The following is a 22575-nucleotide window of genomic DNA, read 5'->3' as shown; positions in this document are numbered from 1 at the left end:
CTCATCCTAGGGGCGGCTGCCGACAGCGCTGCCAGACGCTGCATCGGCCGCCCCGCCGACCCCGGATGCCTCGGCGGCCGCCCGCTGCAGTGCGCGCTGCTCGTCCATCGACCGCCCTTCGAGGGGATCCGCGAACCGCAGGTGTGCCCGCAGCAGCGGCGCGAGGGCCGATGCCGCGGACTCGACACGAGCAGGAACGTCGCCGCGCACCTCGATCCAGGGCACGGGCTGCGTCGCGAGCACGTCACGGAACCGCTGCTGCATGCCGTGGCGGATGTGCTCGCCGTCGCGCATCCCGTCCTGCACGAACGGGATCTCATCGCCGGTCAGCACGTACAGCAGAGGACGATGCGCGGCGGCCGCGCGCTCCAGGCGTTCGGCGGGAACGCCGACGTACCGCTCGTGCCAGAGTGCCGTCGCGAGCACGTCGGTGTCGCACACCAGCACCGGCGTCGGCACCTGGCGGAGCGCGCGCTGCTCGAGGGCGATCTGCCGTTCGACGATGAGATCGAACTCGTCGCTGCGCCAGGGGGCGTCGAGCCCGCCGTCGCGCGTTTCGGAGTGCTCGCGGCCGTACTCCGGCACCCACAGCGTGCCGAGGTGCGCGGCGAGCGCCTCGGCCAGCGTCGTCGACCCGGTCGATTCGGCGCCGAGCACGACGACGCGCGCCGCGAGATCGGCCCGCACCGCGGGGGCGAGCTCGCGCCAATGCGCTGCGGGGTCGGCGCGGATCGCCGTGCCAGACACGGGGTTGATGCGGCGTCCCTCGTCGACGCGCACCCACTGCGCACCGAGCCGTCTCGCGAGTTCCCCGCCGTAGTCGTCGCACGAGAAGACGGTGTCCACCGGCTCGTCGAGCAGCGACTCGATGATCGCGAGGTGCTCGGCCCACGCGGCATCCGAGTGGAAGTCGACGGGCGCATCGTCCATCGCGGCGACGACCCGCGCACCGGGATGCGATTCGCGGATCCAGTCGGCCCGCGTCTGCAGCGGGACGGATTCGACGGATGCTCCGAGCACCTGCACCGTCAGCCGCTCGCTGCGTCGTTCCGCCTCGCGGATGAGGTGGGAGTGCCCGCTGTGGAAGGGGTAGAACTTGCCGAGCACGAGACCGTGTCCGCGCCGTTCGGGCACGACGAGCGGGGCCGTCACTCCGCGCCCCGCGACGACGCCGTCATGCCGTCACCGCGCTCTCGCGCGCGGCGCTCTCGGCGCGGGCCACGCGGCGCCAGGAGCCGTAGCCAAAGAGGCAGAGCCCGATGAACAGCGTATAGAGCGCGGCGATGATCCACAGGCCGGCGGCGATCGACAGTCCGACGAACACCACGTCGACGCCGATCCAGACGAACCAGTTCTCGATCCACTTGCGGTTGAGCATGTACTGGGCGACGAGGCTCACGGCGGTCGTGAGCGCGTCCGCGACGGCCACCTGCGAGTCGGTGAAACTCGTGAGCAGCCACATCAGGATCGCCGTCCCGCCCAGGCCCGCGACGGCGAGCAGCGGCCACGCGGCACGGGGCGTGCGAGCGATGTACGTCGGACTCTGCTCGACGCGGCGGGTCCACCGCCACCAGCCGTGCACGCCGAACGCGAGGTACACCACCTGCAGCCCGGCGGCGGCGTACAGGCCGGCACCGAGGAACACCAGGAACAGCACGACGTTGTTCGCGATGCCGATCGGATACGTCCAGACGTTGCGCAGCCCCGCGAGCAGCACGCAGGCTGCGCCCGTCGCGAAGCCGAGCACCTGCGTCCACTCCGCGAGCAGCCAGTCGAGCACCGGTGCCCCTAGAGTTCGACGCCGACGAGCACGGGTTCGGGCTGCAGCACGAGCCCGAACTCGCTGTGCACCCGGTTCTGGATGAAGCGCGCGAGCTCGGCGACCTCCGCCGCGCTCGCTCCGCCTCGGTTGGTCAGCGACAGGGCGTGCTTGGTCGACACGGATGCCCGCGAGCGCGGGAGCCGGAAGCCCTTGCCGATGCCGGCGTGCTCGATCAGCCAGGCCGCGCTCACCTTCACGTCGGCCTGCTCGCGTCGGGGCGCCGGGAGCACTCCCCCGTACGACTCGAGCGGGATGACCGTGAGGGCGTCGAGGTCGGGAGTGACCGGCCAGCGCGGGCATTCCGCGGGGAGGGCGCGCGCGACGGCCTCGGTGACGATGGCGTTCTGGAAGAACGAGCCGACGCCGTGCGTGTCGGCATCCGTCTCGTTCCACAGCATGCCCTTCGAGGCGCGCGTCTCGAGGATGCGCTCGCGCACCCACGTGAGCGGCACGGGCGCGTCGTCTCCGAGCGTGAGCGCGCGGCGCAGCTGCTCACCGCGCACGACGCGTTCGCTCGCCACGAGCAGGTCGACGGTGATCGAGAGGATCACGGCCCGACGCTGGGGCTCGCCGCCGTAGTGGTGCTTGAAGACGGAGGTGCGGAAGCCCAGCCCGAGCTCGGATGCCGGCACCACGCGCACTTCTCCGTCGATCTCGTCGATGAGCTCGACCTCGACGAGCGTCTCCTGGATCTCCTGGCCGTACGCGCCGATGTTCTGCACGGGCGCGGCGCCGACGGTACCGGGGATGCCGCTCATGGCCTCGAGACCCGCGTACCCGTGCGAGACGGCGTAGGCGACGAGATCGTCCCACCCGTGCCCCGCCTGCACACGCAGTCGGATGCGGCCGGGGTGCGGGGACGGCAGTTCCTCGATGCCCTCGGTGAGCATGCGCACGACGGTGCCCTCGAAACCCTCGTCTCCGACGAAGAGGTTGGACCCGCCGCCGAGCACCATCCACTCGTCGCCGCGGCGCCAGGTCTCGCGCAGCGCGTCGACGACGGCGTCGGTGGTGCGCGCCTCGAGCATCCGCTCCGGAGCACCGCCGGTCTCGAGAGTGGTCAGGGCCGCCAGACGCAGCGGGGCGACCTCCTGCAGGGGCACGACCATCACGCGGCGATGCGCAGCTGCGCCTTGACGAGCACGGTCGTGTCGCCGGTCGTGACCTTGAGGTCGATGCGCGTGGAGGCGTCGTCGACGGCGCCGACCGTGGCGACGACGTGCACGTCGGCTCCGTTCTCGGGGTCGACGACGACGGGCTTGGTGAACCGCACGCCGTAGTCGACGATGCGCGCCCGCGGGTCGAGCGCGGCGACGACGACCGACGAGGCGATGCCCATGGTGAGCATGCCGTGCGCGAGCACGCCGGGCAGGCCCACCGCCGCGGCCACGTCGTCGCGGTAGTGGATGGGGTTGAAGTCGCCGGATGCTCCGGCGTAGCGCACGAGCGACTCGCGCGTGAGGTGCACGCTGCGCTCGGCGATCACGTCTCCGACCGAGTAGGCCATCACTCCCCCTCTCCGACCAGCAGCACGCTGGTGGCGGTCACGACATGGGCGCCCGAGCCGTCGGTGATCTCGGCCTCGCTCGTGATCATCGCGTTGCCGGCCATCATGCGGATGCCCGTCACCCGCAGCCGCCCCGTCAGCTCGTCGCCGGCGACGATCGGCCGTGTGTAGGCGAACCGCTGCTCGGCGTGGATCGTCCGTGCGAGCACGATGCCCGAGTCGGGTTCTGACAGCAGCTGCTGGAGGGTGAGGTCCTGCACGACCATCGCGAAGGTCGGCGGAGCGACCACGTCGTCGAAGCCGGCCGCGCGGGCCGCCTCGACATCGGTGTGCTGCGGAGCATCGGCGAAGACGGCGCGCGCGAACTCGCGCACCTTCTCGCGTCCGACGAGGTACGGGGGCGTCGGCGGGAACTCCCGGCCGACCAGTTCTGTGTTCACTGCCACCCCTCGATCCTACCGAGGGGGTCCGACACCCGAGTCCTCGGCGGCCGGATCAAAGGCGCGCGGCACCGCGGCATCCGTCCCGCATCACCCGCACCTCCGGTCAGGCCGTGCGGCGCCCGCGGATCGCCTTGAGCGCCATCTGCACCGCGATGACCACGAGGTACGCGGCGAACAGGATGCTGCCCACCCGCGGGTCGATGAGCGTCGCGATCCAGGCGCCGAGCGCCGTGGTGGTGCAGGCCGCGACGCCGATGACCGCAGCCGCGAGCAGGTCGACGTTGCGGTGGCGCAGGTTGCCGACCGTGCCCGACAACGCCGTCGGGATCATCATGAGCAGCGATGTGCCCTTGGCGACGAGGTCGCTGGTGCCGAACGCGAGCATGAGCACCGGAACCACGATCACGCCGCCGCCGACGCCGATCAGCCCGGCCAGGATGCCCGTGCCCACGCCGACGGCCACCAACGCGATGCCCGAGCCCCAGGTCAGCTCGAACACGGCGTCGCGCGACGGGATCACGAGGAAGAGCGTCACGATGACCACGAGCAGGAAGCCGACGAACCCCCACCGCAGAGCGGTCTGCGAGATGCGCGGCAGCAGCCGCGTGCCGATCTGCGCACCCACCACGGCGCCCACGGCGAGGATGATCGCCGGGATCCAGGCGACCGAGCCGCTGGCCGCGTACGACACGACGCCGACGGCCGAGGTCGGCACGATGGCGGCGAGCGAGGTGCCGGCCGCCAGGCGCTGGTCGAAGTGCAGCAGCAGCACGAGCAACGGCACGATGACGGTGCCCCCGCCCACGCCGAACAGCCCCGACAGCAGACCGGCGAGCAGGCCGATCACCACGAAGGATACGTACGCCCGCGGGCCTCGGAACGATGTGATCGCCGCGTCTCCCACGAGCATCCCTTCCGCGCGCCCGGGCGGCGGGCGCACCGTCCGAGCCTACTCCCGCTACGGTCGCGCCTCGTCCCTGCTGCGCGAAGCGGAAGCATCCGTCGCCCGCACCGGACCCGCTCCCCCGGGTACGACGAAGGCCCGCCACCTGAACGGTGACGGGCCTTCCTCTCGAACGAGTGATTACTCGGACTTCTCCTCGGCGGCGGGAGCCTCCTCGGCCGGAGCCTCGGTGGTCTCGTCGGCCGCAGCCTCGGCGGTCTCCTCGGCGGGAGCCTCCTCGGCCGGCTTCTCCTCGACGGGCTTCTCGGCGGCAGGGGCCGCAGCCTTCTTCGTCGACTTCGCCTTGGGGGTGACGGGCTCGAGAACGAGCTCGATCACGGCCATGGGCGCGTTGTCGCCCTTGCGGTTGCCGACCTTCGTGATGCGGGTGTAGCCACCCTGGCGGTCGGCGACGAGCGGCGCGATCTCGGCGAACAGCGTGTGGACGACGTCCTTGTCACCGATGACCGAGAGCACGCGACGACGCGCGTGCAGGTCGCCGCGCTTGGCGAAGGTGATCAGGCGCTCGGCGAGCGGACGCAGGCGCTTGGCCTTGGTCTCGGTCGTCTTGATCGACTTGTGGGCGAACAGCGCAGCGGCGAGGTTGGCAAGCAGCAGGCGCTCGTGGGCGGGGCCGCCTCCGAGGCGGGGACCCTTGGTGGGCTTGGGCATAATCGTCTAACTCCTGGTCAGAAAGGGTCGGGTATCAGAAGGACTCGTCTTCGCTGCCGCCGTAGAAGTGGGCGCCGTCGAAACCGGGCACCGAATCCTTGAGCGACAGACCGAGCGAGATGAGCTTGTCGCGCACCTCGTCGACCGACTTCTGGCCGAAATTGCGGATGTTCATGAGCTGCGTCTCCGAGAGGGCGACGAGCTCCGAAACGGTGTTGATGCCCTCGCGCTTCAGGCAGTTGTACGAACGGACCGACAGGTCGAGGTCCTCGATCGGCATCGACAGCTCGCTCGAGTTGACGGCCTCGACCGGCGCGGGGCCGATCTCGATGCCCTCGGCCTCGACGTTCAGCTCGCGGGCGAGACCGAACAGCTCGGTGAGCGTCTTGGCGGCCGACGCGACGGCGTCGCGCGGGCTGATCGCCGACTTGGTCTCGACGTCGAGGACGAGCTTGTCGAAGTCGGTGCGCTCACCGGCACGGGTGGCGTCGACGCGGTAGCTGACCTTGAGCACGGGCGAGTAGATCGAGTCGATCGGGATCTGGCCCGCCTCGGCGTACTCGTTGCGGTTCTGCGTCGCCGACACGTAGCCGCGGCCGCGCTCGATGATGAGCTCGAGCTCGAACTTGGCGGTGTCGTTGAGGGTCGCGATGACCAGCTCGGGGTTGTGCACCTCGACACCGGCCGGAGCCGAGATGTCGGCGGCGGTCACTTCACCGGCACCGGTCTTGCGCAGGTACGCCGTGATGGGCTCGTCGCGCTCCGACGAGACGACGAGCTGCTTGATGTTGAGGATGATCTCGGTGACATCCTCCTTCACGCCGGGGATGGTGCTGAACTCGTGCAGCACGCCGTCGATGCGGACGCTCGTGACAGCCGCGCCGGGGATCGACGACAGCAGGCTGCGGCGCAGCGCGTTGCCGATCGTGTATCCGAAGCCGGGCTCCAGAGGCTCGATGATGAACCGGCTCCGGTTCTCGACGATCTTTTCCTCGGTGAGTGTGGGACGCTGTGCAATCAGCACTCTGTGTTCCTTTCGATCACATGACCGCTATATGACATGTGGTGGGTGAGGTCTTGAGTTGTGGAAGTCGATGCCCGCGAGCGGGCGTGCGAGCCGCCCGACCGCCGCACTCCTGACGAGTGGCGGTCGAGCGGCTCGCGAGCCGGATCAGACGCGGCGGCGCTTCGGCGGGCGGCATCCGTTGTGCGCCTGCGGGGTGACGTCCTGGATCGAGCCGACCTCGAGGCCGGCGGCCTGGAGCGAGCGGATCGCGGTCTCGCGGCCGGAGCCCGGACCCTTCACGAGGACGTCGACCTTCTTGACGCCGTGCTCCGCAGCCTGGCGGGCTGCCGACTCGGCAGCCATGCCCGCGGCGTACGGGGTCGACTTGCGCGAGCCCTTGAAGCCCACGCCACCCGACGATGCCCAGGCGATGACCGCGCCGGACGGGTCGGTGATCGAGACGATCGTGTTGTTGAACGTCGACTTGATGTGGGCCTGGCCCAGCGCGATGTTCTTCTTCTCCTTGCGGCGCGGCTTGCGCGCGGCGGCCTTGGGTGCAGCCATGAAAGTGTTCTCCTAGTCCCTGGGGCCGCGCTTAGCGGGCCTTCTTCTTGCCGGCGACGGTGCGCTTCGGGCCCTTGCGGGTACGGGCGTTGGTCTTGGTGCGCTGACCACGGACCGGGAGGCCGCGACGGTGGCGGATGCCCTCGTAGGAGCCGATCTCGACCTTGCGGCGGATGTCTGCGGCGACCTCGCGGCGCAGGTCACCCTCCACCTTGTAGTTGCCTTCGATGTAGTCGCGGAGGGCGACGAGCTGCTCGTCGCTGAGGTCCTTCACGCGGATGCTCTCGTCGATCTCGGTCGCCTTGAGGATCTCGACCGAGCGGGTACGGCCGACGCCGTAGATGTAGGTAAGGGCGATCACCACGCGCTTGTCGCGCGGGATGTCAACGCCGGCAAGACGTGCCATGCGGTTCTCCTGGGTGTGATGGAGGTGTGGAACAGGATCGGTGCCCGGGCCTCCGCCCCGAGGTGTCCTCCCCGCCGGTCTCCCGACGGGGGATCTGATCCTGCCGTTGTGTATTCAGTTGTCGATTGCGAGAAACCTGCTCACGCAGCGGGGGCGATCAGCCCTGGCGCTGCTTGTGACGCGGGTTGCTCTTGCAGATCACCATGACGCGGCCGTGACGGCGGATCACCTTGCAGTGGTCGCAGATGGGCTTGACGCTGGGGTTGACCTTCATGATGCTTCCTGTTCGCTGTCTTCGTACCGCCCCGGAGGGCAGGCCGTTACTTCTCGACCGATCAGCGGTAGCGGTAGACGATGCGGCCGCGGGTCAGGTCGTAGGGGCTGAGCTCCACGACCACGCGGTCCTCGGGGATGATGCGGATGTAGTTCTGCCGCATCTTGCCCGAGATCGTTGCCAGGACCTTGTGTCCGTTGCTGAGCTCAACGCGGAACATCGCGTTGGGGAGAGCCTCGGAGATCACGCCCTCGATCTCGATGACACCGTCTTTCTTAGCCATAGCCTCGCTGACGCTTCTGCAGATCGGTCGATCTGCGGTGGATGGATGGGTTTGTGGTGCTGCGCCGACGGACACGCCGAATCAGTGCACAAGGCACCAAAGATCTATGTTAGACGACGTCGGAGCATCCGGCAACTCGGCGCAGGCGCCGGCCGGATGCCTCCCCCGCGTCACGCACGAGGGCGGCCCCTGACGGAGCCGCCCTCGTGATGAAAGCGTCGATCAGGGAAGGATCTCGGCGAAGCGCTGCGCGATCTCGCTGTTCTCGATGCGGTCGCCGTTGACCTCCACGGTCGGCGTGCCCTGGATCTCCTGCGCCGTCGTCTGGTCGCCCACGAAGTCCATGTAGGTGCCGTCGGCGATGCAGTCGGCTGCCGCTCCGGCACCCGCCTGCTCGGCGAAGCCCGCGAGCTCCTCGTCGGTGTAGCCCGGGGTGTTCTCCGCCGGCTGGTTGGCGAACATGTAGTTGAAGAAGTCGAGGAACGCGTCCGGCGCCTTCTCGGCGACGCAGTACGCCGCACCCGCCGAGCGCGTCGAGTACTTCGTGTTCTGCGAATAGCGGTCGAGGATCGACACCGGGTGGATGTTCAGGGTGATGTCGTCGTTGGCGGCGGCGGTCTGCAGCTGCTCGCCGTAGGCGTCTTCGAACTGACCGCAGACCGGGCACATGAAGTCGACGAACACGTCGACCTCGTCCTCGCCGGACCCGAAGCTGATCGCTCCGGTCTCCTGGTTGACGTTGCCCCCCTCGGGCGCGACGCCGGGAGCGGTGGCCTGGTTGTTCAAGAACACCACCAGCGCACCGAGGGCGATCAGCACGACGACGACGGCTGCGGACACCCCGATCACGAACCAGTTGGTGTTGCTCTTCGCCGCTGCCATTGTCTTCCGTTTCTCTCGGTCTCGCCGCACGCCGGTGCGAGCGCAGGTACCCTGTGATCTTCCTGCATCAGCCTATGGGCTGCGTGTGAGCAGCCCTCCCCCGCGCGCTCACGCTTCCATAACGTCTCTCGCCCGCCCTGCTCGCGAAAACGGAGACGAGCGGCGAGCGAGTCGGCGTGTCGCAGTGCGACTCGCCCCGCCCCCGTCATCCGGTCTGCGTTTTCGCACCGGATCGCGCAGCAGCAGTCTCAGGCGAGAGGAACCGGGGTCACGCCGAACGGCGCGAGGCCGGCCGCACCGCCGTCTGCGGCGGTGAGCACCCAGATCCCACCCTCGTGCCGGGCGACGCTGTGCTCCCAGTGCGACCCGTCCGAGCCGTCGACGGTCGAGACGGTCCAGTCGTCCTCCTCGATGAAGGTCGCCTCACCGCCCGCCGTCACCATCGGCTCGATGGCGACGACCAGGCCGGGCTTGATCTCGGCGCCGGGGTCGGGCGTGCGGTAGTTGAACACGCTCGGGGCCTCGTGCATCTTGCGACCGATGCCGTGGCCGACGTACTCGCGCAGGATGCCGTAGGTCTCCCCCGACACCGCCGAGGGCCCCTGGGCCTCGATGTACTCCTGGATGGCCGCGCCGACCTCGCCGAGGTGCGACGCGGTCGCCATCGCGGCGATACCCGCCCACATCGAGCCTTCGGTGACGCGCGACAGCTCCTCGCGGTTCGCCACGACGTCCGGGCGGGCAGCGTCGGGCACCACGACGGTGATCGCGCTGTCGCCGTTCCAGCCCTCGAACTGCGCACCGCAGTCGACCGAGACGATGTCGCCGGGCTGCAGCACGAGCTCGCCGGGGATGCCGTGCACGACCTGCTCGTTCACCGACACGCAGATCGTGTGGTGGTAGCCCTTCACGAGCTGGAAGTTCGACTCGGCCCCGCGTGCGGTGATCGCTCGCTCCGCGGCGGTGTCGAGCTCGAGCGTGCTGACGCCCGCGCGGATCAGCGGACGGACGGCGTCGAGCGCCGCCGCCGTGATGAGGCCCGGCTCGATCATCGAGCGCAGCTGGGCAGGGGTCTTGTAGATCGACCGGCGGAACATGGAACCGCTCAGACCGCGACGCGCAGGCCGCGCGCGTCGAGCGCGGAGATGATGCGCTCGGTGATCTCGTCGAGCGAGCCCACGCCGTCGACGCGGTCGACGATGCCCTTCTCGCTGTACACGTCGATGATCGGCGCGGTCTCGCTCTCGTAGATGTCGAGACGGTGCGCGATGGCCTCTTCGGTGTCGTCGGAGCGGCCCTGCTCGATGGCGCGCAGGCTCAGACGCGAGATGCTCTCGGCCCGCGGCACGTCGAGCAGCAGCACGGCGTCGAGCGCCTCGCCGCGACCGCTCAGGAACTCGTCGAGGTGACCCACCTGGGCGACGTTGCGGGGGTAGCCGTCGAGCAGGAACCCGTTGGCGGCGTCGTCCTGCGACAGCCGGTCGCGCACGATCTCGCTCGTGAGCTCGTCGGGCACCAGATCGCCGCGGTCGAGGATCTCGGTCACCTGAGTGCCGAGCTCGGTGCCGCCCTTGATGTTCGCGCGGAAGATGTCGCCCGTCGAGACGACCGGGATGCCGAAGGTCTCGGCGATGCGCACGCCCTGCGTGCCCTTGCCCGAGCCCTGCGGTCCGACGATCAGGAGTCGTGCGGATGCCGTCATCGGAGGAGCCCTTCGTAGTGGCGCTGCTGCAGCTGCGCGTCGATCTGCTTGACCGTCTCGAGACCGACACCCACGATGATGAGGATCGAGGCGCCGCCGAACGGGAAGTTCTGGTTCGCGCCGACGGTGGCCAGCGCGATGAGCGGGATCAGCGCGATCAGACCCAGGTAGATCGACCCGGGGAGAGTGATGCGCGTGAGCACGTAGTCGAGGTACTCGGCGGTCGGCCGGCCGGCACGGATGCCCGGGATGAACCCGCCGTACTTCTTCATGTTGTCGGCGACCTCGACCGGGTTGAAGGTGATCGCCACGTAGAAGTAGGTGAAGCCGATGATGAGCAGGAAGTACGCCGCCATGTAGATCGGGTGGTTGCCCGTGGTGAAGTACGTCGTGATCCAGGTGACCCACGGTGCCGGCGTGGAGCCGTCCTGCGGGGTGTTGAACTGGGCGATCAGCGCCGGGATGTAAAGCAGCGACGAGGCGAAGATGACCGGGATCACACCCGCCATGTTGACCTTGATCGGGATGTACGTGTTCGTGCCGCCGTAGGTGCGACGGCCGACCATGCGCTTCGCGTACTGCACGGGGATGCGTCGCTGCGACTGCTCGACGAACACGACCAGCGCCATGACGATGACGCCGACGAGCAGCACGAGCAGGAAGATCTCGAAGCCCTTGGTCTGCCAGATGAGGCCCATGGCGCCGGGGAACGTGGCGGCGATCGAGGTGAAGATGAGGAGCGACATGCCGTTGCCGATGCCGCGCTCGGTGACGAGCTCGGCGAACCACATGATGAGGCCGGTTCCGGCGGTCATCGCCATGATGATGAGCAGCTGCGCCCACCACACGTCGTTGGTGAGCAGGTTCTGGCACGCGGCCAGATCGGTCGTGCCGAACAGCTGACCGCTGCGGGCGACCGTGACCAGCGTCGTCGACTGCAGGAGCGCGAGGGCAATCGTGAGGTAGCGCGTGTACTGCGTCAGGCGCGCCTGACCGGCCTGGCCCTCCTTGTGGAGCGCCTCGAAGTGCGGGATGACCACGCGCAGCAGCTGGGTAATGATGGTGGCCGTGATGTACGGCATCACGCCCAGCGCGAAGATGGAGAGCTGGAGGAGCGCGCCGCCCGAGAAGAGGTTCACCAGGCCCAGCAGACCGTCGGTGCTGGAGCTGACCGCGAGGCACTCCTCGACGTTCGGGAAGTTCACGAACGGAGCGGGGACGTTCGAGCCCAGTCGGTAGATCGCGATGATGGCCAGAGTGAAACCGATCTTGCGACGAAGGTCGGGCGTGCGGAAGATCCGCGCGATGGCGCTAAACAAGAACGTTCCTCCTGAAAAGGGTTGCCGTGCTGAAAGACGGCTGAAAGACCAGAGTAACCTAACCGCGGTCACCGGCATCCGCAAGCACAGAAGGGGCCGGACGATGTCCGACCCCTTCTGTCAGGTGGTTACTTGACGGAACCGCCCGCAGCCACGATCTTCTGCTCGGCCGAAGCCGAGACCTTGTCGACCGCGACGGTGAGCTTCACGGCGATGTCGCCGTTACCGAGAACCTTGACCTTCTCGTTCTTGCGAACCGCACCCTTGGCGACCAGGTCGCCGATGGTGACGTCGCCACCCTGGGGGTAGAGCTCCGCGAGCTTCTCCAGGTTCACGACCTGGTACTCGACGCGGAACGGGTTCTTGAACCCGCGCAGCTTCGGGGTGCGCATGTGCAGCGGCATCTGCCCACCCTCGAAGCCGACGCGCACGGTGTTGCGCGCCTTGGTGCCCTTGGTTCCGCGACCGGCGGTCTTACCCTTCGAGCCCTCACCGCGACCCACACGGGTCTTGGCGGTGTTGGCGCCGGGGACCGGACGCAGGTGGTGCACCTTCAGCACGCCGGGGCGGGATGCCGGGGCATCCGCCTTCTTCGCGGCGGGCTTCTTGGCGGCGGCCTTGGGAGCCGCGGCCTTCTTCGGGGCCTTCTCGGCCTCGACGGCCTCGTTCTTCTCAGCCATTAGTCGATCTCCTCAACCTTGACGAGGTGGGCGACGGTCTTGACGTAACCGCGCGTCTGCGCGTCGTCGGGGCGGACGGTGCTGTCACCGATCCGCTTGAGACCGAGGCTGCGCAGCGTGTCGCGCTGGTTCTGCTTCTCGCTCACCTTGGACTTGATCTGCGTGACCTTCAGACGCGCGGCCATCAGGCACCTACCTTCTGTGCGGCGATGGCCTCGGCCTCGGCGCGGACAAGACGCGCCGGAGCCACCTGGTCGAACTCGAGGCCACGGCGTGCGGCGACCGCACGGGGCTCCTCGAGCTGCTTCAGAGCGGCGACGGTCGCGTGCACGATGTTGATCGTGTTCGACGAACCGAGCGACTTCGACAGGACGTCGTGGACGCCGGCGCACTCGAGCACGGCACGGACGGGACCACCGGCGATAACACCGGTACCGGCGGCAGCCGGACGCAGCAGCACGACACCGGCAGCGGCCTCGCCCTGCACGGGGTGCGGGAGGGTGCTGCCGACGCGCGGCACGCGGAAGAAGTTGCGCTTGGCCTCTTCGACACCCTTCGAGATCGCCAGGGGCACCTCGCGGGCCTTGCCGTAGCCGACGCCCACCAGGCCGTTGCCGTCGCCGACGACCACGAGAGCGGTGAAGCTGAAGCGACGACCACCCTTCACGACCTTCGAGACGCGGTTGATGGTGACGACGCGCTCCAGGAACTGGTTGTCGCCACGGTCGCGCGAGTTGCGGTCGCGGCCACCCTGGTTGCGGTCACCACGGCCGCCACGGCGACCGTCGCGCTGGTCACGAGTCGAGTCGCCCTGCGTCGTGCCGGCGGCCGTCTCGGAAGTGGCAGCAGCCGCTTCGGTCACTTCGTTCTCCTTGTTGTCACTCACAGTGCCAGCCCCCCTTCACGGGCGCCCTCGGCGATGGCGGCGACACGACCGGCGTAGCGGTTGCCGCCACGGTCGAACACAGCCTCGGAAACGCCGGCGGCCTTCGCGCGCTCGGCGACGAGCTCGCCGACCTTGCGGGCCTTGGCGGTCTTGTCGCCCTCGAACGAACGCAGGTCGGTCTCGAGCGTGGATGCGGAGGCCACGGTGTGACCCTTGCTGTCGTCGACGAGCTGCACGAAGACGTGGCGCGCCGAGCGGTTGACGACGAGGCGCGGACGCACCTCGGTGCCGACGACCTTCTTGCGAAGGCGGGCGTGACGACGCGCGCGGGCGTCAGACTTTGACTTGAGAGCCATGGTTACTTACCACTCTTTCCGGCCTTGCGACGCACGACCTCGCCGGCGTAGCGCACACCCTTGCCCTTGTACGGTTCGGGCTTGCGGATCTTGCGGATGTTCGCAGCTGCCTCGCCGACAGCCTGCTTGTCGATTCCGCTGACGGTGAGCTTGTTCGTGCCCTCGACCGTGAGCGTGATCCCGGCGGGCGGGTCGATCAGGACCGGGTGCGAGAAGCCGAGGGCGAACTCGACCGAGCTGCCCTTCTGCTGCACGCGGTAACCGGTGCCGACGACCTCGAGACCCTTGGTGTAGCCCTGGGTCACGCCGATGATGTTGTTGTTGATGAGCGTGCGGGTCAGGCCGTGCAGCGACCGCGACTCGCGCTCGTCGTCGGGACGGGTGACCAGAACCTGGTTCTCCTCGACCGCGACCTCGATGGGGCTGGCCACCGTGAGGGTGAGCTCACCCTTGGGGCCCTTCACCGCGACCTCACGGCCGTTGACCGAAACGGTCACGTCCGCGGGAACGTCGATGGGAAGTCGTCCAATACGCGACATTTCGAATTACCACACGTAGGCGAGAACTTCTCCGCCCACGCCCTTCTGCTCAGCCTGACGGTCGGTGAGGAGACCGGAGGAGGTGGACAGGATGGCCACGCCGAGGCCGCCGAGGACGCGCGGGAGCTCGGTGGACTTCGCGTACACGCGGAGGCCGGGCTTCGACACGCGCTTGATGCCGGCGATCGACCGCTCGCGGTTGGGGCCGTACTTGAGGGTGAGCGTGAGGTTGGTTCCCACGCGGGCCTCGGACGTCTCCCAGCCGGCGATGTAGCCCTCCTGCTGGAGGATCTCGGCGATGTGCGTCTTGAGCTTGCTCGACGGCAGGGTCACGGAGTCGTGGTGCGCCGAGTTCGCGTTGCGCAGACGGGTCAGCATGTCTGCGACCGGGTCTGTCATTGTCATTGTGTTCTTCTTTCGTTCATGAGGTTCCGGCTGCCGTTACACGACAGACGGCCTGCGATGAGCACGCAATCTTCAATTGTACGCACACATCGACGGGCTCAGTGACACGAGACCACTGAGCCCGTCGAGAGGTGTTACGCCTGTGCGTCTTCCGAGCGGAACGGGAAGCCGAGGTGACGGAGCAGCGCCCGACCCTCGTCGTCCGTCTTCGCCGTGGTGACGACGGTGATGTCGAAACCGCGGACTCGGTCGATGCGGTCCTGGTCGATCTCGTGGAACACGCTCTGCTCCTGGAGACCGAAGGTGTAGTTGCCGTTGCCGTCGAACTGCTTGGCCGAGAGGCCGCGGAAGTCGCGGATACGGGGCAGGGCGAGCGAGACCAGGCGGTCCAGGAACTCCCACGCGCGGTCACCGCGGAGGGTGACGTGCGCGCCGATGGCCTGGCCCTCGCGCAGCTTGAACTGCGCGATCGACTTGCGGGCCTTCGTCACGATCGGCTTCTGACCGGTGATCTTGGTGAGGTCGTCGACCGCACCCTCGATCACCTTGCTGTCGCGAGCCGCCTCGCCGACACCCGTGTTGACGACGACCTTGACCAGTCCGGGGATCTGCATGACGTTCGCGTAACCGAACTCGTCCTGCATCGCCTTCTTGATCTCGGCGTTGTACTTCGCCTTCAGGCGGGGCTGGATCTTGCCAGCCACCGCGGCGTCGGTGCTTGCCATCAGAGGTCCTTACCGCTCTTCTTCGCGAACCGCACGCGGACGGTGCGCTTGACGCCGTCCTTGGTCTGCTCCTCGACCCGGTGGCCGACCTTGGTCGGCTTCTTGGTCGAGGGGTCGACGAGTGCGACGTTCGAGATGTGGATGGGGGCCTCGACGGTCTCGAGCCCTCCGGTCTTGGTGCCACGCTGCGTCTGTCCGACGCGGGTGTGCTTCGTGACGTAGTTCACGCCCTCGACGATGACGCGGTTGCGCTCGGCAAGGATCTCGAGGACCTTGCCCTGCTTGCCGCGGTCTCCGCCGCGCTCGGGCTTGGCGCCCGTGATGACCTGAACCAGGTCACCCTTCTTGATCTTCGCCATGACTTAGATAACCTCCGGCGCCAGCGAGACGATCTTCATGAACTTCTTGTCGCGAAGCTCACGGCCGACCGGTCCGAAGATACGGGTGCCGCGGGGCTCCCCGTCGTTCTTCAGGATCACGGCGGCGTTCTCGTCGAACTTGATGTACGAGCCGTCGGGACGGCGCGTGGACTTGACGGTGCGGACGATGACGGCCTTGACCACATCGCCCTTCTTGACGTTGCCGCCAGGGATCGCGTCCTTGACCGTGGCCACGATGGTGTCGCCCACACCGGCGTACCGGCGGCGCGAGCCACCGAGAACGCGGATGGTGAGCAGCTCCTTGGCACCGGTGTTGTCGGCGACCTTGAGGCGGGACTCCTGCTGAATCACTTGGCCTTCTCCAGAATCTCCACCAGACGCCAGCGCTTGGTGGCGCTCAGCGGACGGGTCTCGTTGATGAGGACGAGGTCGCCGATGCCGGCGGAGTTCGTCTCATCGTGCGCCTTGACCTTCGAGGTGCGGCGGATGACCTTGCCGTAAAGCGGGTGCTTCACGCGGTCCTCGACCTCGACCACGATGGTCTTGTCCATCTTGTCGCTCACGACGTAGCCGCGGCGCGCCTTGCGGTAGCCACGGGCGTCCGCGTCGCGGACGTCGTGCGCGGCGTGCTCAGCCTCGACGGCGGCTTCCTTCTTGGTGGCCATCACTCAGCCTTCCCTTCGGCGTCGGCCGAGGTGTCCTCGGTCTTCTTCGCCTTCGACTTGGTCGCCTTCTTGGCCGGAGCCTCGACGGGAGCGGGCGTCGCACGGATGCCCAGCTCGCGCTCGCGGATCACGGTGTAGAGGCGCGCGATGTCGCGCTTGACGGCGCGGATGCGGCCGTGGCTCTCCAGCTGGCCGGTGGCCGACTGGAAACGGAGGTTGAACAGCTCCTCCTTGGCCTTGCGCAGCTCCTCAACGAGGCGCTGGTCTTCGAACGTGTCGAGCTCTGCCGGAGCGAGCTCCTTGGTGCCGATCGCCATTACGCGTCGCCCTCCTCGCGCTTGATGATGCGTGCCTTGAGCGGCAGCTTGTGAATTGCTCGGGTCAGTGCCTCGCGAGCGAGTTCCTCGTTGACACCGGCGACCTCGAAGAGGACGCGGCCCGGCTTGATGTTGGCGACCCACCACTCGGGGGAACCCTTACCGGAACCCATGCGGGTCTCGGCCGGCTTCTTCGTGAGGGGGCGGTCCGGGTAGATGTTGATCCACACCTTGCCGCCACGCTTGATGTGACGGGTCATCGCGATACGAGCGGACTCGATCTGACGGTTCGTCACGTACGCCGGCGTGAGCGCCTGGATGCCGAACTCGCCGAAGGAGACCTTCGTGCCGCCGGTGGCCTGGCCGTCACGCTTGGGGTGGTGCTGCTTGCGGTACTTGACCTTGCGGGGGATAAGCATCAGGCGGACGCTCCTTCTGCGACGGGGGCCTCGTTGCGGGGGGCCCGACGGCGGTCGCCACCGCGGTCGTCACGACGCGACTTGGGCGCGTTGGCCTGCTCGCGTGCGAGTTCCTTGTTGGTGAGGTCGCCCTTGTAGATCCAGACCTTCACGCCGATGCGGCCGAAGGTCGTCTTGGCCTCGTAGAAGCCGTAGTCGATGTTCGCGCGCAGCGTGTGCAGCGGCACACGACCCTCGCGGTAGAACTCCGAGCGGCTCATCTCGGCGCCGCCGAGACGACCCGAGACCTGGATGCGGATGCCCTTGGCGCCGGCGCGCTGAGCGCCCTGCAGACCCTTGCGCATCGCGCGACGGAACGCCACACGAGCAGACAGCTGCTCGGCGATGCCCTGCGCGACGAGCTGAGCGTCGGCCTCGGGGTTCTTGACCTCGAGGATGTTCAGCTGGATCTGCTTGCCGGTGAGCTTCTCGAGGTCGCCGCGGATGCGCTCGGCCTCGGCGCCGCGACGTCCGATCACGATGCCCGGGCGGGCCGTGTGGATGTCGACGCGGACGCGGTCACGGGTGCGCTCGATCTCGATGTTCGAGACGCCGGCGCGGTCGAGCTGCGTCTGCAGCAGACGACGGATCTTGATGTCCTCGGCCACGTAGTCGGCGTAACGCTGACCCGGCTTCGTCGAGTCCGAGAACCAGCGCGACACGTGGTCCGTGGTGATGCCGAGGCGGAAGCCGTAGGGGTTTACCTTCTGTCCCATTACTTGCTCGCCTTCTTGTTGCTGTCGCCGGCCGCGGTCGGAGCCGCCTCCGGCGTGGAGAGCACGACCGTGATGTGGCTCGTGCGCTTCTTGATCTGGAAAGCGCGACCCTGTGCACGGGGCTGGAAGCGCTTGAGCGTCGTTCCCTCGTCGACGTACGCGTTCTTCACGTACAGGTCCTGCTCGTCGAGGTACTCGCCGTCGCGATCCGCCTTCACCGACGCGTTGGCCATGGCCGACGCGACGAGCTTGTAGATCGGCTCGCTGGCGCTCTGCTGTGCGAACTTCAGGATGGCGAGAGCCTCCTGAGCCTGCTTGCCCTTGATGAGCGCGACGACACGACGAGCCTTCTGCGGGGTCACGCGGATGTGCTTCACGCGTGCGATCGATTCGACCATTAGCGGCGCCGCCCCTTCTTGTCGTCCTTCTCGTGGCCGCGGAAGGTGCGGGTGGGCGCGAACTCGCCCAGCTTGTGACCGACCATGGTCTCGGACACGAACACGGGAATGTGCTTGCGTCCGTCGTGGACCGCGATCGTGTGACCCAGCATGGCCGGGATGATCATGGACCGACGGGACCAGGTCTTGATGACGTTCTTGGTGCCGGCTTCGTTCTGCACGACCACCTTGCGAAGCAGGTGCTCGTCGACGAAGGGGCCCTTCTTAAGACTGCGAGGCATCTTCTCTTACTCCTACTTGCGCTTCTTGCCGGCGTTACGACGACGCACGATGTACTTGTCGCTTTCCTTGTTGGCGTGACGGGTGCGACCCTCAGCCTGACCCCACGGGGAGACGGGGTGACGTCCACCGGACGTCTTGCCCTCACCACCACCGTGCGGGTGGTCGACCGGGTTCATCGCGACACCGCGGACGGTCGGGCGGACGCCCTTCCAGCGCATACGGCCGGCCTTGCCCCAGTTGATGTTCGACTGCTCGGCGTTGCCCACCTCGCCGATGGTCGCGCGGCAGCGCGCATCGACGTTGCGGATCTCGCCCGAGGGCAGACGCAGCTGGGCGTAGGGGCCGTCCTTGGCGACGAGACGGACGGATGCTCCGGCCGAACGCGCCATCTTCGCGCCGCCGCCGGGGCGGAGCTCGATCGCGTGGATGACGGTACCCGTCGGGATGTTCTTCAGCGGCAGGTTGTTACCCGGCTTGATGTCGGCCCCGGCGCCGGACTCGACGATGTCGCCCTGCTTCAGCTTCGCCGGCGCGAGGATGTAGCGCTTCTCGCCGTCGAAGTAGTGCAGCAGCGCGATGCGCGCGGTGCGGTTGGGGTCGTACTCGATGTGCGCGACCTTGGCGTTCACGCCGTCCTTGTCATTGCGACGGAAGTCGATGACGCGGTACTGGCGCTTGTGTCCACCACCGATGTGACGGGTCGTGATGCGGCCCTGGTTGTTGCGACCACCGGTCTTGGAGAGCGGGCGCAGCAGCGACTTCTCGGGCGTCGATCGGGTGATCTCGGCGAAGTCAGCCACCGACGAGCCGCGACGGCCCGGGGTCGTGGGCTTGTACTTGCGAATTGCCATGATTGTCCTTTATCCCCCGGATCAGCCGATTGCCGTGAAGATGTCGATGGTGCCCGACTTCAGGGTCACGATGGCGCGCTTGGTGTCCTTGCGCTTGCCCGTGCCGAAGCGGGTGCGACGGGCCTTGCCGACGCGGTTGAGCGTGTTGACGGACGCGACCTTGACGCCGAAGATCTTCTCGATGGCGAGCTTGATCTCGGTCTTCGAAGCGCGCGGGTCGACGAGGAAGGTGTACTTGCCCTCGTCGATGAGCCCGTAGCTCTTCTCGGACACGACCGGCTTCAGGATGATGTCGCGCGGGTCCTTGTTCAGGGCCGTCTGGAGAACAGATGCCTGCTCGCTCATGCGGAGACCTCCTGGTTGGCGCCGGTCTTCGAGGCGATGAACGCCTCGAGAGCGGCCTGGGTGAAGACGATGTCGTCGGAGACGAGCACGTCGTAGGCGTTGAGCTGGTCGAACGACAGCACGTGGACGTGGCCGAGGTTGCGGATGCTCTTGAGCGCGAGCTCGTCGCCGCGCTCGATGACGACGAGCACGTTCTTCGACGACGCGACCTGGCCGAGGAAGCCGGCGGCGGCCTTGGTCGAGGGCGCACCCTCGGTGCCGAACGTGTCGATCGCGTGCAGACGGTCGCCGCGGAAGCGGTCGCTGAGCGCACCCAGGAGGGCGGCCGCGATCATCTTCTTGGGGGTCCGCTGCGAGTAGTCGCGCGGCTTCGGGCCGTGCACGATGCCACCACCGGTCATGTGCGGCGCGCGGATCGAGCCCTGACGGGCGTTACCCGTGCCCTTCTGCTTGAAGGGCTTGCGACCGGCACCGGAGACCTCACCGCGACGCTTGGTCGAGTGGGTTCCCTGGCGAGCCGCCGCGAGCTGCGCGACGACGACCTGGTGGATCAGCGGGATGTTCGTCTTGACGTCGAAGAGCGCGGCGGGCAGCTCGATGGAGCCGGCCTTCTTGCCGTCGGCCTTGAGGACGTCGAGCGCGAGAGTCGAGTCAGCCATGATCAGGCACCCTTCACTGCGTTGCGGACGTAGACGATGCGGCCACGAGCACCGGGGACGGCGCCCTTGACGAGCATCAGACCCTTCTCGATGTCGATGGCGTGCACCGTGAGGTTGAGGACGGTCACGCGCTCGCCACCCATACGGCCGGCCATGCGCATGCCCTTGAAGACGCGGCTCGGGGTCGACGATGCGCCGATGGAGCCGGGCTTGCGGTGGTTGCGGTGCGCACCGTGCGATGCCGAGACGCCCTTGAAGTTGTGACGCTTCATGACACCGGCGAAGCCCTTGCCCTTGCTCGTGCCGACGACGTCGACGAGCTGGCCGGCCTCGAACGTGCCGTCGACCGTGAGCTCCTGGCCCAGCGAATAGTCGGCGGCGTCCGCGGTGCGGATCTCGGTCACGTGGCGGCGCGGCGTGACACCGGCGGCCTCGAAGTGAGCCGAGAGGGGCTTGTTCACCTTGCGGGGGTCGATCTGGCCGTACGCGATCTGCACGGCGTTGTAGCCGTCCTTCTCGGGCGTGCGGACCTGCGTGACCACGTTGGGCGCGAGCTCGATGACGGTGACGGGAACGAGCTTGCCGTTCTCGTTCCACACCTGGGTCATGCCGAGCTTCGTGCCGAGCATGCCCTTGGAAATCTTTGCGTTGATGTCAACCATGTCGGACCTCAGAGCTTGATCTCGATGTTGACGTCGGCCGGGAGGTCGAGACGCATCAGCGAGTCGACGGCCTTGGGCGTCGGGTCGACGATGTCGATCAGACGCTTGTGGGTGCGCATCTCGAAGTGCTCGCGGCTGTCCTTGTACTTGTGGGGCGACCGGATGACGCACACGACGTTCTTCTCGGTCGGAAGCGGCACGGGGCCGACGACGGTCGCGCCCGCACGGGTCACGGTGTCGACGATCTTGCGTGCCGACGAGTCGATGACCTCGTGGTCGTACGACTTCAGGCGAATGCGGATTTTCTGTCCCGCCATTGTCTGCTCACTCTCTTTAAGCGTCTTACCGACCGGGGCCGGGTGACCCTGGGGCATTGGACGCACGTCGGCGCTGTTCGCGCCTCGGCACATGGCCGACCCTCGCGAGTCGATCTGCTGCACCACTGTTCTGCTGTCATTCCCCCGCCTCGCAGCGGGAAGATGCCGACCTCCGCCGCGCACGGCGGAACCCTCGCCGGGAGGGGTGTCGGGGATTGTGTTGTCCTGCCCGCGGCCTAGAACCCTGCATCTCTCGAGGAGACGCCGTCTATGCACTGCCCTGGCAGTGATCCGGCGCACGCTGAGCGCACCGAAATGTCGAACCTGTCTATTCTGCCACGGGGGATTTCACTTGCGCAAACCCGGGCGTGTCGCGCTCAGCGGACCGCGTGGGGCCGCGCGATCCCGGCTCCTGAGAACGGGGCGGGGCATCCCCATGCCCCGCCCCGTTCGGGGAGGGCGTCCGGCACGAGGGGGAGGCACCGGACGCGAGGATGCCGGCGGGAAGGGCCGCCGGCATCCCCGTTCGAGGACGCGACCGACGAACGTCGCGCGACCGGAGACGAGGGCGCGGCGGACAATCCGCCGCGCGTGCGGGATGTCGCGGAGCTCGATGGCCGAGCGCGTCGCGTGATCATCCCCATGGTCGTTCCCCAGTGTCGACGCGGCCGAGCCGCGTGCGTCGGGAGGCCGGACCCCTCCGGTTCTCCCCGGCCGCCCTATCCCCAGCGCGGCCACCAGAAGTCTACGGCCGCGGCGGCACCGACGCGAGCATCCGCCGGTATATCGCGTCATGCGCACCGGGGGACGACGAAGGGCGGCGCCCCCGCGGATGGGAGGCGCCGCCCTGGTGTCGTCGGCTACTGGTTGCCGATCTGCTTATCGGCGGCGTCGCGGATCTCGTCGATCTTCTCGGCCGCTCCGGGGGCGATCTTCTTGGCGAAGTCGGCGACGCCGTCGAGGACCTTGTCGCTGATGTCCTCGGCCTGCTCGCTCTTCACCGCGTCGGCGATCTTGTCCTTGTTCTGCTCCAGGAAGTCCCTGCCCTTGTTCACGGCGTCGTCGATGGCCATGCTCGTCCCCTTGCGTTCAGGATGCGCCGGAGCGGTTC

General features: G+C 67.8%; 37 protein-coding genes. All 37 read right to left on the bottom strand.

What is annotated here, in order from left to right:
• Nucleotides 1-6 precede the first annotated feature (6 nt).
• Nucleotides 7-1152 (bottom strand): AAA family ATPase, encoded by a 1146-nt coding sequence (locus AC3A3J_RS03960; protein WP_487671033.1) that lies wholly within the window; start codon nucleotides 1150-1152, stop codon nucleotides 7-9.
• 22 nt (nucleotides 1153-1174) lie between these two features.
• A complete protein-coding gene (gene pnuC, locus AC3A3J_RS03955) occupies nucleotides 1175-1780 on the bottom strand; it encodes a nicotinamide riboside transporter PnuC (RefSeq protein ID WP_487671032.1) in 606 nt (201 codons plus the stop codon).
• A gap of 8 nt (nucleotides 1781-1788) precedes the next feature.
• On the bottom strand, nucleotides 1789-2931 hold the full coding sequence (locus tag AC3A3J_RS03950) for a UDP-N-acetylmuramate dehydrogenase (RefSeq protein ID WP_487671068.1): 1143 nt from the start codon (nucleotides 2929-2931) through the stop codon (nucleotides 1789-1791).
• The gene (locus tag AC3A3J_RS03945) at nucleotides 2931-3329 is read right to left on the bottom strand and encodes a MaoC/PaaZ C-terminal domain-containing protein (protein WP_487671031.1); all 399 of its coding nucleotides are present in this window, start codon (nucleotides 3327-3329) and stop codon (nucleotides 2931-2933) included. Before AC3A3J_RS03945 ends, AC3A3J_RS03950 begins: the two co-directional genes overlap by 1 nt.
• Nucleotides 3329-3775: an FAS1-like dehydratase domain-containing protein gene (locus AC3A3J_RS03940; protein ID WP_487671030.1), complete on the bottom strand. Its 447-nt coding sequence runs from the start codon at nucleotides 3773-3775 to the stop codon at nucleotides 3329-3331. Before AC3A3J_RS03940 ends, AC3A3J_RS03945 begins: the two co-directional genes overlap by 1 nt.
• A gap of 100 nt (nucleotides 3776-3875) precedes the next feature.
• Nucleotides 3876-4682 (bottom strand): sulfite exporter TauE/SafE family protein, encoded by an 807-nt coding sequence (locus tag AC3A3J_RS03935; protein ID WP_487671067.1) that lies wholly within the window; start codon nucleotides 4680-4682, stop codon nucleotides 3876-3878.
• 174 nt (nucleotides 4683-4856) lie between these two features.
• Nucleotides 4857-5387: a 50S ribosomal protein L17 gene (gene rplQ, locus AC3A3J_RS03930; RefSeq protein ID WP_487671029.1), complete on the bottom strand. Its 531-nt coding sequence runs from the start codon at nucleotides 5385-5387 to the stop codon at nucleotides 4857-4859.
• A 34-nt stretch (nucleotides 5388-5421) separates the two neighbouring features.
• Nucleotides 5422-6411, bottom strand: a complete 990-nt coding sequence (locus AC3A3J_RS03925) for a DNA-directed RNA polymerase subunit alpha (protein WP_314098106.1) — start codon at nucleotides 6409-6411, stop codon at nucleotides 5422-5424.
• A 147-nt stretch (nucleotides 6412-6558) separates the two neighbouring features.
• On the bottom strand, nucleotides 6559-6957 hold the full coding sequence (gene rpsK, locus AC3A3J_RS03920; RefSeq protein WP_017829189.1) for a 30S ribosomal protein S11: 399 nt from the start codon (nucleotides 6955-6957) through the stop codon (nucleotides 6559-6561).
• 31 nt (nucleotides 6958-6988) lie between these two features.
• A complete protein-coding gene (gene rpsM, locus AC3A3J_RS03915) occupies nucleotides 6989-7363 on the bottom strand; it encodes a 30S ribosomal protein S13 (RefSeq protein WP_243229806.1) in 375 nt (124 codons plus the stop codon).
• A 157-nt stretch (nucleotides 7364-7520) separates the two neighbouring features.
• On the bottom strand, nucleotides 7521-7637 hold the full coding sequence (gene rpmJ / locus AC3A3J_RS03910; RefSeq protein WP_005050492.1) for a 50S ribosomal protein L36: 117 nt from the start codon (nucleotides 7635-7637) through the stop codon (nucleotides 7521-7523).
• A gap of 61 nt (nucleotides 7638-7698) precedes the next feature.
• Entirely contained in the window at nucleotides 7699-7920 is a 222-nt protein-coding gene (gene infA, locus AC3A3J_RS03905) for a translation initiation factor IF-1 (RefSeq protein WP_017201569.1), read from the bottom strand.
• A gap of 222 nt (nucleotides 7921-8142) precedes the next feature.
• Complete coding sequence (locus tag AC3A3J_RS03900) at nucleotides 8143-8802, bottom strand: DsbA family protein (protein WP_487671028.1); 660 nt, start codon at nucleotides 8800-8802, stop codon at nucleotides 8143-8145.
• A 248-nt stretch (nucleotides 8803-9050) separates the two neighbouring features.
• Entirely contained in the window at nucleotides 9051-9899 is an 849-nt protein-coding gene (gene map, locus AC3A3J_RS03895; RefSeq protein ID WP_487671027.1) for a type I methionyl aminopeptidase, read from the bottom strand.
• A gap of 8 nt (nucleotides 9900-9907) precedes the next feature.
• A complete protein-coding gene (locus AC3A3J_RS03890; protein WP_487671026.1) occupies nucleotides 9908-10504 on the bottom strand; it encodes an adenylate kinase in 597 nt (198 codons plus the stop codon).
• Nucleotides 10501-11823, bottom strand: a complete 1323-nt coding sequence (gene secY, locus AC3A3J_RS03885) for a preprotein translocase subunit SecY (protein WP_487671025.1) — start codon at nucleotides 11821-11823, stop codon at nucleotides 10501-10503. The genes AC3A3J_RS03890 and secY overlap by 4 nt, the downstream gene beginning before the upstream one ends.
• A gap of 128 nt (nucleotides 11824-11951) precedes the next feature.
• Complete coding sequence (gene rplO / locus AC3A3J_RS03880) at nucleotides 11952-12503, bottom strand: 50S ribosomal protein L15 (protein WP_314651640.1); 552 nt, start codon at nucleotides 12501-12503, stop codon at nucleotides 11952-11954.
• Nucleotides 12503-12688 (bottom strand): 50S ribosomal protein L30, encoded by a 186-nt coding sequence (rpmD, locus tag AC3A3J_RS03875; RefSeq protein WP_067121122.1) that lies wholly within the window; start codon nucleotides 12686-12688, stop codon nucleotides 12503-12505. The genes rplO and rpmD overlap by 1 nt, the downstream gene beginning before the upstream one ends.
• A complete protein-coding gene (gene rpsE, locus AC3A3J_RS03870; protein ID WP_400190103.1) occupies nucleotides 12688-13389 on the bottom strand; it encodes a 30S ribosomal protein S5 in 702 nt (233 codons plus the stop codon). The genes rpmD and rpsE overlap by 1 nt, the downstream gene beginning before the upstream one ends.
• On the bottom strand, nucleotides 13386-13745 hold the full coding sequence (gene rplR, locus AC3A3J_RS03865; protein ID WP_314651645.1) for a 50S ribosomal protein L18: 360 nt from the start codon (nucleotides 13743-13745) through the stop codon (nucleotides 13386-13388). Before rplR ends, rpsE begins: the two co-directional genes overlap by 4 nt.
• A 2-nt stretch (nucleotides 13746-13747) precedes the next feature.
• Nucleotides 13748-14284 (bottom strand): 50S ribosomal protein L6, encoded by a 537-nt coding sequence (gene rplF, locus AC3A3J_RS03860; RefSeq protein WP_487671024.1) that lies wholly within the window; start codon nucleotides 14282-14284, stop codon nucleotides 13748-13750.
• Nucleotides 14285-14290: 6 nt separating this feature from the next.
• Nucleotides 14291-14689 carry a 30S ribosomal protein S8 gene (rpsH, locus tag AC3A3J_RS03855; protein WP_487671023.1) on the bottom strand — a complete coding sequence of 133 codons (399 nt, stop codon included), beginning with the start codon at nucleotides 14687-14689 and terminating at the stop codon, nucleotides 14291-14293.
• 134 nt (nucleotides 14690-14823) lie between these two features.
• On the bottom strand, nucleotides 14824-15414 hold the full coding sequence (gene rplE, locus AC3A3J_RS03850; RefSeq protein WP_487671022.1) for a 50S ribosomal protein L5: 591 nt from the start codon (nucleotides 15412-15414) through the stop codon (nucleotides 14824-14826).
• On the bottom strand, nucleotides 15414-15773 hold the full coding sequence (gene rplX / locus AC3A3J_RS03845; RefSeq protein ID WP_391478567.1) for a 50S ribosomal protein L24: 360 nt from the start codon (nucleotides 15771-15773) through the stop codon (nucleotides 15414-15416). The genes rplE and rplX overlap by 1 nt, the downstream gene beginning before the upstream one ends.
• A 3-nt stretch (nucleotides 15774-15776) precedes the next feature.
• The gene (rplN, locus tag AC3A3J_RS03840; protein WP_314651655.1) at nucleotides 15777-16145 is read right to left on the bottom strand and encodes a 50S ribosomal protein L14; all 369 of its coding nucleotides are present in this window, start codon (nucleotides 16143-16145) and stop codon (nucleotides 15777-15779) included.
• Entirely contained in the window at nucleotides 16142-16459 is a 318-nt protein-coding gene (gene rpsQ / locus AC3A3J_RS03835) for a 30S ribosomal protein S17 (protein ID WP_314651657.1), read from the bottom strand. The genes rplN and rpsQ overlap by 4 nt, the downstream gene beginning before the upstream one ends.
• Nucleotides 16459-16776, bottom strand: coding sequence for a 50S ribosomal protein L29 (rpmC, locus tag AC3A3J_RS03830; protein ID WP_175985212.1), 318 nt, complete (start codon nucleotides 16774-16776; stop codon nucleotides 16459-16461). The genes rpsQ and rpmC overlap by 1 nt, the downstream gene beginning before the upstream one ends.
• Nucleotides 16776-17195, bottom strand: coding sequence for a 50S ribosomal protein L16 (gene rplP, locus AC3A3J_RS03825; protein ID WP_487671021.1), 420 nt, complete (start codon nucleotides 17193-17195; stop codon nucleotides 16776-16778). Before rplP ends, rpmC begins: the two co-directional genes overlap by 1 nt.
• On the bottom strand, nucleotides 17195-17950 hold the full coding sequence (gene rpsC, locus AC3A3J_RS03820; RefSeq protein WP_050722499.1) for a 30S ribosomal protein S3: 756 nt from the start codon (nucleotides 17948-17950) through the stop codon (nucleotides 17195-17197). Before rpsC ends, rplP begins: the two co-directional genes overlap by 1 nt.
• Nucleotides 17950-18348, bottom strand: coding sequence for a 50S ribosomal protein L22 (gene rplV / locus AC3A3J_RS03815; protein ID WP_487671020.1), 399 nt, complete (start codon nucleotides 18346-18348; stop codon nucleotides 17950-17952). The genes rpsC and rplV overlap by 1 nt, the downstream gene beginning before the upstream one ends.
• Nucleotides 18348-18629 (bottom strand): 30S ribosomal protein S19, encoded by a 282-nt coding sequence (rpsS, locus tag AC3A3J_RS03810; RefSeq protein ID WP_017201589.1) that lies wholly within the window; start codon nucleotides 18627-18629, stop codon nucleotides 18348-18350. Before rpsS ends, rplV begins: the two co-directional genes overlap by 1 nt.
• Before the next feature lie 12 nt (nucleotides 18630-18641).
• On the bottom strand, nucleotides 18642-19481 hold the full coding sequence (rplB, locus tag AC3A3J_RS03805; RefSeq protein ID WP_017201590.1) for a 50S ribosomal protein L2: 840 nt from the start codon (nucleotides 19479-19481) through the stop codon (nucleotides 18642-18644).
• Nucleotides 19482-19502: 21 nt separating this feature from the next.
• Nucleotides 19503-19826 (bottom strand): 50S ribosomal protein L23, encoded by a 324-nt coding sequence (rplW, locus tag AC3A3J_RS03800; protein ID WP_017201591.1) that lies wholly within the window; start codon nucleotides 19824-19826, stop codon nucleotides 19503-19505.
• On the bottom strand, nucleotides 19823-20485 hold the full coding sequence (rplD, locus tag AC3A3J_RS03795; RefSeq protein WP_487671019.1) for a 50S ribosomal protein L4: 663 nt from the start codon (nucleotides 20483-20485) through the stop codon (nucleotides 19823-19825). Before rplD ends, rplW begins: the two co-directional genes overlap by 4 nt.
• Nucleotides 20486-20487: 2 nt before the next feature.
• A complete protein-coding gene (rplC, locus tag AC3A3J_RS03790) occupies nucleotides 20488-21147 on the bottom strand; it encodes a 50S ribosomal protein L3 (protein ID WP_314651675.1) in 660 nt (219 codons plus the stop codon).
• An 8-nt stretch (nucleotides 21148-21155) separates the two neighbouring features.
• Complete coding sequence (rpsJ, locus tag AC3A3J_RS03785) at nucleotides 21156-21464, bottom strand: 30S ribosomal protein S10 (RefSeq protein ID WP_030147986.1); 309 nt, start codon at nucleotides 21462-21464, stop codon at nucleotides 21156-21158.
• Between the two features lie 860 nt (nucleotides 21465-22324).
• Nucleotides 22325-22537 (bottom strand): hypothetical protein, encoded by a 213-nt coding sequence (locus tag AC3A3J_RS03780; protein ID WP_487671018.1) that lies wholly within the window; start codon nucleotides 22535-22537, stop codon nucleotides 22325-22327.
• Nucleotides 22538-22575 lie beyond the last annotated feature (38 nt).

The sequence above is a fragment of the Microbacterium sp. Soil_N32 genome (assembly GCF_057655505.1).
The sequence above is the reverse complement of the archived record's forward strand: the minus strand, read 5'-3'. Positions and strand labels throughout refer to the sequence as shown.

Excerpts from the sequence above, each read along its gene's own strand:
- AC3A3J_RS03950 (WP_487671068.1), bottom strand. The coding sequence starts at position 2,931 with ATGGTCGTGCCCCTGCAGGAGGTCGCCCCGCTGCGTCTGGCGGCCCTG.
- AC3A3J_RS03945 (WP_487671031.1), bottom strand. The coding sequence starts at position 3,329 with ATGGCCTACTCGGTCGGAGACGTGATCGCCGAGCGCAGCGTGCACCTC.
- AC3A3J_RS03935 (WP_487671067.1), bottom strand. The coding sequence starts at position 4,682 with ATGCTCGTGGGAGACGCGGCGATCACATCGTTCCGAGGCCCGCGGGCG.
- rplQ (WP_487671029.1), bottom strand. The coding sequence starts at position 5,387 with ATGCCCAAGCCCACCAAGGGTCCCCGCCTCGGAGGCGGCCCCGCCCAC.
- rpsK (WP_017829189.1), bottom strand. The coding sequence starts at position 6,957 with ATGGCTGCACCCAAGGCCGCCGCGCGCAAGCCGCGCCGCAAGGAGAAG.
- rpsM (WP_243229806.1), bottom strand. The coding sequence starts at position 7,363 with ATGGCACGTCTTGCCGGCGTTGACATCCCGCGCGACAAGCGCGTGGTG.
- rpmJ (WP_005050492.1), bottom strand. The coding sequence starts at position 7,637 with ATGAAGGTCAACCCCAGCGTCAAGCCCATCTGCGACCACTGCAAGGTG.
- infA (WP_017201569.1), bottom strand. The coding sequence starts at position 7,920 with ATGGCTAAGAAAGACGGTGTCATCGAGATCGAGGGCGTGATCTCCGAG.
- AC3A3J_RS03900 (WP_487671028.1), bottom strand. The coding sequence starts at position 8,802 with ATGGCAGCGGCGAAGAGCAACACCAACTGGTTCGTGATCGGGGTGTCC.
- map (WP_487671027.1), bottom strand. The coding sequence starts at position 9,899 with ATGTTCCGCCGGTCGATCTACAAGACCCCTGCCCAGCTGCGCTCGATG.
- AC3A3J_RS03890 (WP_487671026.1), bottom strand. The coding sequence starts at position 10,504 with ATGACGGCATCCGCACGACTCCTGATCGTCGGACCGCAGGGCTCGGGC.
- rplO (WP_314651640.1), bottom strand. The coding sequence starts at position 12,503 with ATGGCTGAGAAGAACGAGGCCGTCGAGGCCGAGAAGGCCCCGAAGAAG.
- rpmD (WP_067121122.1), bottom strand. The coding sequence starts at position 12,688 with ATGGCCGCGCGTCTGAAGGTCACGCAGATCAAGTCCAAGGTGAGCGAG.
- rplR (WP_314651645.1), bottom strand. The coding sequence starts at position 13,745 with ATGGCTCTCAAGTCAAAGTCTGACGCCCGCGCGCGTCGTCACGCCCGC.
- rplF (WP_487671024.1), bottom strand. The coding sequence starts at position 14,284 with ATGTCGCGTATTGGACGACTTCCCATCGACGTTCCCGCGGACGTGACC.
- rpsH (WP_487671023.1), bottom strand. The coding sequence starts at position 14,689 with ATGACAATGACAGACCCGGTCGCAGACATGCTGACCCGTCTGCGCAAC.
- rplE (WP_487671022.1), bottom strand. The coding sequence starts at position 15,414 with ATGGCAAGCACCGACGCCGCGGTGGCTGGCAAGATCCAGCCCCGCCTG.
- rplX (WP_391478567.1), bottom strand. The coding sequence starts at position 15,773 with ATGGCGAAGATCAAGAAGGGTGACCTGGTTCAGGTCATCACGGGCGCC.
- rpsQ (WP_314651657.1), bottom strand. The coding sequence starts at position 16,459 with ATGGCCACCAAGAAGGAAGCCGCCGTCGAGGCTGAGCACGCCGCGCAC.
- rpmC (WP_175985212.1), bottom strand. The coding sequence starts at position 16,776 with ATGGCGATCGGCACCAAGGAGCTCGCTCCGGCAGAGCTCGACACGTTC.
- rplP (WP_487671021.1), bottom strand. The coding sequence starts at position 17,195 with ATGCTTATCCCCCGCAAGGTCAAGTACCGCAAGCAGCACCACCCCAAG.
- rpsC (WP_050722499.1), bottom strand. The coding sequence starts at position 17,950 with ATGGGACAGAAGGTAAACCCCTACGGCTTCCGCCTCGGCATCACCACG.
- rplV (WP_487671020.1), bottom strand. The coding sequence starts at position 18,348 with ATGGTCGAATCGATCGCACGCGTGAAGCACATCCGCGTGACCCCGCAG.
- rpsS (WP_017201589.1), bottom strand. The coding sequence starts at position 18,629 with ATGCCTCGCAGTCTTAAGAAGGGCCCCTTCGTCGACGAGCACCTGCTT.
- rplB (WP_017201590.1), bottom strand. The coding sequence starts at position 19,481 with ATGGCAATTCGCAAGTACAAGCCCACGACCCCGGGCCGTCGCGGCTCG.
- rplW (WP_017201591.1), bottom strand. The coding sequence starts at position 19,826 with ATGAGCGAGCAGGCATCTGTTCTCCAGACGGCCCTGAACAAGGACCCG.
- rplD (WP_487671019.1), bottom strand. The coding sequence starts at position 20,485 with ATGGCTGACTCGACTCTCGCGCTCGACGTCCTCAAGGCCGACGGCAAG.
- rplC (WP_314651675.1), bottom strand. The coding sequence starts at position 21,147 with ATGGTTGACATCAACGCAAAGATTTCCAAGGGCATGCTCGGCACGAAG.
- rpsJ (WP_030147986.1), bottom strand. The coding sequence starts at position 21,464 with ATGGCGGGACAGAAAATCCGCATTCGCCTGAAGTCGTACGACCACGAG.
- AC3A3J_RS03780 (WP_487671018.1), bottom strand. The coding sequence starts at position 22,537 with ATGGCCATCGACGACGCCGTGAACAAGGGCAGGGACTTCCTGGAGCAG.